We start from the raw sequence: 5,954 nt of genomic DNA on the forward strand, positions 1-5,954 counted from the left end.
CCCCTGACCCCGCGCGCTCAATTGGCGGCGTCGACCCTGAAAGACGACATCGCTCGGTTCCGACGTCTGTATGCGGCGCTCCGCCCTGCGACGATCACCTATGCGATCGGGGTTTTACGCACCGGCGGCACGACAACCGGTAACAAAGTCCTGATCGGAGCAGAGCTGGCGCTGGGGGACGAAACGGTCGATGTGTCCGAGTTGCCGGAGCCCCTGCAGAGCCGGCTGCGCATCTTCTTCCGCTCACGCCCCTTCGCGAACAACGCACAGAATAATATCCACGAATATGTTCACACGCAGCAGCAGGAGACTCAAGGAACCCTGGCGCAACAGGCGCTGCGGGAGGGCGTCGCAGATCTGGTCGCGGAATTGATCACCAACCGGAAGCCCGCTTTGCCGGTATATACCTACGGGCCCGCCCATGATGCCGCCATTCGGCAACAGTTTCTGGCAGATATGCGGGGAACCAACTATGATAACTGGCTCTGGAATGGGTCGAACAATCCGTTCGGGGTAGGCGACCTGGGCTATTATGTCGGCTATAGCATTGCGCGCCGCTACTATGACGGCGCGTCCGACAAGCGCCGTGCGTCCGCGAACTGATCGAATTGCCCTATGACGACCCAGAGGCGGTGAATACGTTGATCGAGCGTTCGGGATATCTGGCCGGCAACATTGATCCCGCTACGCATGGGGCGTCCAGTATGCGCCATCGTCCCGCTGCCTTCGCCAGCGTAGGCCCTTAAGCCACTCGAGCTTCTCGCAGCGGTTGGAGTTCGCAATCCTGCCGTCCGGAAAAGAGCAAGATCGGGACCGTAACTGCGGGAGCGATGCGCTATTGTTGCCAAGCACGCAGTGGAGGCGAGGACGATGGATGGCTGGATCGCGCGAATGGAGAATGCCCTGGCGACACTGGCAGCGCGACTGGACGAGCCGCCATCGCTCGAGGAACTGGCCAGCGCGGCAAACGTGTCGCCGTTCCATTTCCACCGCATCTGGCGCGCGATGACCGGGGAGACGGTTGCCCGCACCATTGCGCGATTGCGTATTGCCAACGCGCAGCAGCGCCTGGCCGAACCGGATGCCTCGGTCACCTCCGTTGCGATGGAAACGGGGTTCGGCACATCGCAGAGCTTCGCCCGGGCATTCCGCCGAGTGACCGGAATGTCTCCCACCGAGTTCCTTTCGAACGGCGCCGAGCGGATCACCGCCGCGACGGCGGAAGGCGCGCCCTTGCGTATCGAGCTTCGCGAACGCGCGGAGCTGGTGGTACTGCGCAGGGAAGGGGGCGCGTATCGCGAACTGAACGAACTTTTCTGGCAGCTGTGGAACTGGGCTGAAGGCGCAGGCAAGCTGGACGGTCTGCAAGGCATCTATGGTATCCCGCTCGATGATCCGGTCAGCATCGAGGAGCATCGCCTGCGCTACGACGCCTGTCTCGCGTTCACCGATCCAGGCAAGCCTCCCGCCGCGTTCGCGCGGGTAACGCTTCCGGCCGGCGACTATGCGGTTGTCCGACACCACGGTAGTTACGAGGGCCTGGAGGCGTCAAACCAGCGCGCGATCGACGCGCTACTGGCATTGGCGCGCGATCCCGCCGACTTTCCCCTATTTCACCACTTTCTCGACGATCCCGAGGAGGTGGCGCCCGAGGCGCTGCGTACCGACATCCTGATCCGCCTCGTTCCGGCAGAGAACCGGCCATGCTGAGCCTAGCGCTCCTGCTGGCGGCATCCGCGCCCCAGACGCCGCGCGTGGTGGTGACGGCGATGTTCGAGGCATTCAATCGCCACGATGTGCACGCGATGGCGCAGCTCTATGCGCCGGATGCCCGCCTCACATCGTCCGATTTCTGCGCCGCCCGTGGTAGAGACGACGTGGTGCGGACCTATGACGCTCTGTTTGCGACCTACCCGGATATCCGCGACCAGATCGAGACCATGGTTGTGGAAGGGGATCGCGTCGCCGTGCGCTTCCTGGCGACGAGTCGGTCCCGCGGGCTGGCGATGTCGGTCCAAACGACGATCCGGGTCCGGGATGGGCTGATCGTCGAAGACCATTCGATTTTCGACGCCGGAGGCGCGCCCTGCCAGCCCTGACCGTGTCGCTGCCTTCGGATCGCCGCGCCATTCCAATGTCATGCACCGCCGCTCCGCCGTTCAGGATGGCAGCAACCTGTTGATCTTGAAGAACTTCAGGTTCAGAACACGGCCGTTCGACAGCGCAAAACCGGTGATCTTCCCCCGTTCATCCCTGCGGAATTGCAGAGCCTCGGCAATGGATTGCGTGACGAAGGCATCCGGCTCGCGCAGGAATCTCGGTTGCTGGCGGATCATCGCCTCGCCGAACGCGCCGCTCAACCACATCGCGCCGTTCCTGATCGCGATGGTATAGAGCAGCTTGAGCTCAGGGCTGTAATAGTCGCCGGCATAGTCGAGCATCTGTGCCGCCGTCACGTCGGGGACGTCGGTCGCCGCGATCCGCCGCGCGATCCGATCATGGTCCGGTTCGTGGATGACGAGCGTATCGGCATCTGGGAAGCTGAAGGTGACAGGTGCGTTTTTCAGGAAGAAGTCGCGTGGACCGGATGCGGTCAGTTCGTCCCGGTCCTGCAGGACGAGCTTGCCGTTGCGCAGCGAGACAGCGAACAGGACGCCCGGTTCTTCCTTGTAAGTGCCCATGAACGGCGCCAGTTGCTTGTCGTCCAGCGAGACGGCCTGGTGCGTGACGTCCGCCGCGGCCTCGGGAGCGTCGCCGAGATATAGATCCGCGATTTTTCGTGCCAGTTCGACGGGGTTAAGCCCTTCGCTGTTGCACAACAGACTGATCGCCAGATGCCGTTCGGGCAGCATCAGGAAATCGGCGACATAGCCGGGATCGGTGCCGCTATGCTCGACCGTCATCGCGCCGCGATATCGGCCGATTTCGAGCCCGGAGGCATAGGGCTGGGCCTTGCCCGACGCATCGGGCTGCGTCGCGATCATGGCGTCGAAGATCGCACGTGTTCCGACCTTGGGCGCGTCGAAGTTCATCGCCCAGCGCGCCATGTCCGCGACGCTCGTCTGCACGCCCGTCGCGCCATAGGTGGAATAGGGCAGCGATCGCCGCTTATACCCGGCACCGGCCGGTGCATAGGGTTGCGCATGGCCGGCACGGATGACGCGGAAATCATCCTGCACCCAGCTGTCCACCATCCCAAGTGGCTGAAACACGCGTTGCTTCACGAATTGCCCGAAAGGCTGTCCCGACACGCGTTCGACGACAAGCGCGAGCAGTGTGTAATTGCTGTTGGAATAGGCGAAGCGGCTGCCGGGGGGGAAGTTGAGGTCGCGCTGGCCGTAGAGAATGCGGGTCACGTCCTCCTGCGTGATCGTATCTTCCAGACGACGACCCGAAAGCGCCAGCAGACTCCATTGATCGCGCAGGCCGCTGCGATGGTGCAGCAGATCGTTAATCGTGATCGGCATCCCGAAATCGTGAAGCTCGGGCACATAGTTGCGGACATCGTCCCCCAGTGACAGCCTGCCCTCTGCCCGAAGCAGGTGGATGGCGAAGGCGGTGAACTGCTTCGATACCGACGCGATGTGGAAGCTGGTAGTAGCGGTGTTGGCGACCGGCCCCTCGACAATGGCACTGCCATAGGCGCCGGTGAACGCCACCCGCTGGCCCTGCGTGACGGATACCGCGCACCCCGGACCGACTGGACTTTTCCAGCGGTCGAACAGCGTGTTGATCGCAGCGGCGGCGGCAGGTCGATCCCCAGCAAGTGCGGGTGTTGCGAATAGGGCGGCAGCGATGCCGATCAGGGTGGTCCAGGGCAACTTCCGACCTGCGGAACGCGCAATCGCGGCACGCATGATCATGGCTTCGGCCCTCGCAGGTCGGCGAGCGCGGCGCGTGCGCTCGGCAGGGGCGGATCGGGCTGGCGGCCAGTTGCGACATTGCCGATGCCGTAGGACGCCCGCTCCACCATCTCCCCGTTTCGCTGGATCGGGACGGTGCCGTTGAATGCCCGCCGGGCGGCGTAGTCGTCGACTAGCGCCTCCAATCTGGTCGCCGCAGAGGACTGCGCGGCTACTGGCGCCGTGACCACCGGAAACGCCATCAGCGCTATCAGCAGGAGCCTCATCCAAGGGATCATGCACACCGACTCCTTTGCCATGACTACATTTGTAGTCAGCTGCGAATGGTGAGGCAATGCCGGTCGCCATTGCCGGCTGCGGCCCATCTCCAGATGGTCTGACTTGCCGTGCGGACTCTCGAGCCTCAACCAAGGCTCACTCGCGCGGTGCTGCTCCGAACAGGTCATCGGCGAAGAGGTCGATAGCCTTTTGCGAAATGCCGGTATTGTTGAGCAGCACGATGCTTTCCCGCGTGTCGTAGCGATGTGCGAGGAGCGTACGATAACCGTTCAACCGTCCCGTTTCCCATGCCGCCTGGACCGGCTTGCCCGCGATCGTCATCGTGCGCACCCGACCGCCGAGCGAATAGTCCTGCTCGGCCACGCGCACGGTTCGCAGCGCCTTCAGCGATGCCGGCGTGAGGAGCCCCCGGTTGAACACCGCATGTGCCAGGCGCAGCAGGTCGGGCGCCGTGCTGTAATAGCCACCCGAAGCGACCATGACCGGGGTGCGCAGGTTCGGCCATTCGACCGGCGGGTCGACCGTGCGATAGGAACGGGCCGCGCTTGGCTCGTTCTCGATGCCGATCATAGCGGTCGTATGGTCAAGGCCGAGCGGATCGAGCGTGATCGCGCGCATTGCTTTCTGGAAGGGCATACCGGTCACCGCCTCGACGATCGCGAGGACGATGAACCAGTTGGTTAGGGCATAGTCGAATTTGCTGCCCGGTTCGAAGGTCAGATCGCCCGAGGCAAAGCGGCGAACCGATTCCGTGGTGCCAAAGTCGTGCGTTACAAGGTCCGGTTCGGCCTTCACCGCGTTCGTGAAAGCGTTGGGGATGCCGCTGGTGTTCGACAGCAGATGGGCGAGCGTGACTTTCGCCCCCGTGTCGGCGCGGTAGCCCGGCAGCAAGGTCGCGATCGGCGCATCGAGCGCCAGCTTGCCCGCCTCGACCAGCTTGAGCACCGTCACCGTGGTGAGGAATTTGGAGATCGAGGCGATCCCGTACACAGTTTCCGTGGTCGCCGGCGTCTTCGCCGCGATGTTCGCCAGCCCGAAATTCCGGGCGTAGACCAACCTGCCATTCCGAGCCCGGACGATCGTACCGGCGAAGCCGTTCGCCTTCACGAAGGCATCGATTTTCGCGTCGTCCCGATGGGCCGCAGCCGATGCGGGCGTGGGTAGCAGGGACGTGATTCCTGCGGCCAGGCCGCCTTGCAAGAGTGTCCGTCGATCGATCGTCATTGAATCACTCCGGTGGAAGAATGGCTTTGCCTTCGATAGCTTGTCTCAAGAAGAGCGTCGGCGAAGTCGCCAAGCTTCTGATAGTCCCAACTCGCATTGTTCAGGACGATCACGCTATGGCCGTCCGCCAGCACGCGCCGGGCCACCATGCGAAAACCGCCGTTGCTGCCATCCTCCCAGGCCAGATCACGCAGCGTGCCGCCCACTCTGGCTGAGCGAATGCGCCCGCCGAGCGCGTAATGCTGTTCTGGCATCTGGATGGTCGTCAGCGCCTTGCGGCTCTCCGGGCGGAGCAATTGGCCGCTCAGCACCGCGTCCATGACGACGAGCAGGTCCGGTGCCGTGGTGTAGAAGCCCCCGGTCATCGCCATGAAACCGGGGATCGGATTGGGCTTTGGCTGCGGCGTGGGCGACAGGGTGGAATAGCCCACTGCCATGCCGGCCTGTTTTGCCGAATCGCCCGCATAGATGCCGCTGTCCGCCAAACCCAGTGGTCGTACCAACAGGCGATCGACCAGCGCCTTGTAGCTGGTGCCCCCGACGCGCTCGACCACGGCCTGGACGAGGATCCAGTTCGACTGGGAATAG

Annotated in this window: 6 protein-coding genes; 3 read left to right on the forward strand and 3 right to left on the reverse strand. The window is 63.5% G+C overall.

Translation table 11 applies throughout. The features are described 5' to 3' along the window. The 3 genes from SAZ01S_RS22785 to SAZ01S_RS22795 all read left to right on the forward strand — a co-directional run. Positions 1-603: DUF2268 domain-containing putative Zn-dependent protease (locus SAZ01S_RS22785; protein ID WP_174596166.1), on the forward strand; the 603-nt coding region annotated here is incomplete at its 5' end. Positions 604-870: 267 nt separating this feature from the next. After that, positions 871-1,710, forward strand: coding sequence for an AraC family transcriptional regulator (locus SAZ01S_RS22790; RefSeq protein WP_084584626.1), 840 nt, complete (start codon positions 871-873; stop codon positions 1,708-1,710). Next, positions 1,704-2,099: a nuclear transport factor 2 family protein gene (locus tag SAZ01S_RS22795; protein ID WP_084584627.1), complete on the forward strand. Its 396-nt coding sequence runs from the start codon at positions 1,704-1,706 to the stop codon at positions 2,097-2,099. Before SAZ01S_RS22790 ends, SAZ01S_RS22795 begins: the two co-directional genes overlap by 7 nt. A gap of 60 nt (positions 2,100-2,159) precedes the next feature. Here the strand turns inward: SAZ01S_RS22795 and SAZ01S_RS22800 are convergent, their stop codons facing one another. The 3 genes from SAZ01S_RS22800 to SAZ01S_RS22810 form a co-directional block, all read right to left on the reverse strand. Continuing rightward, on the reverse strand, positions 2,160-4,145 hold the full coding sequence (locus tag SAZ01S_RS22800) for a serine hydrolase domain-containing protein (RefSeq protein WP_218018161.1): 1,986 nt from the start codon (positions 4,143-4,145) through the stop codon (positions 2,160-2,162). Positions 4,146-4,277: 132 nt separating this feature from the next. Further along, entirely contained in the window at positions 4,278-5,366 is a 1,089-nt protein-coding gene (locus SAZ01S_RS22805; RefSeq protein ID WP_084584629.1) for a serine hydrolase domain-containing protein, read from the reverse strand. Next, a partial coding sequence (locus SAZ01S_RS22810) for a serine hydrolase domain-containing protein (protein ID WP_139810210.1) occupies positions 5,363-5,954 on the reverse strand: 592 nt, incomplete at its 5' end. The genes SAZ01S_RS22805 and SAZ01S_RS22810, both read right to left, overlap by 4 nt.

Origin of the sequence: Sphingomonas azotifigens NBRC 15497 (assembly GCF_002091475.1) — a bacterium.
GTDB classification, from domain to species: domain Bacteria; phylum Pseudomonadota; class Alphaproteobacteria; order Sphingomonadales; family Sphingomonadaceae; genus Sphingomonas; species Sphingomonas azotifigens.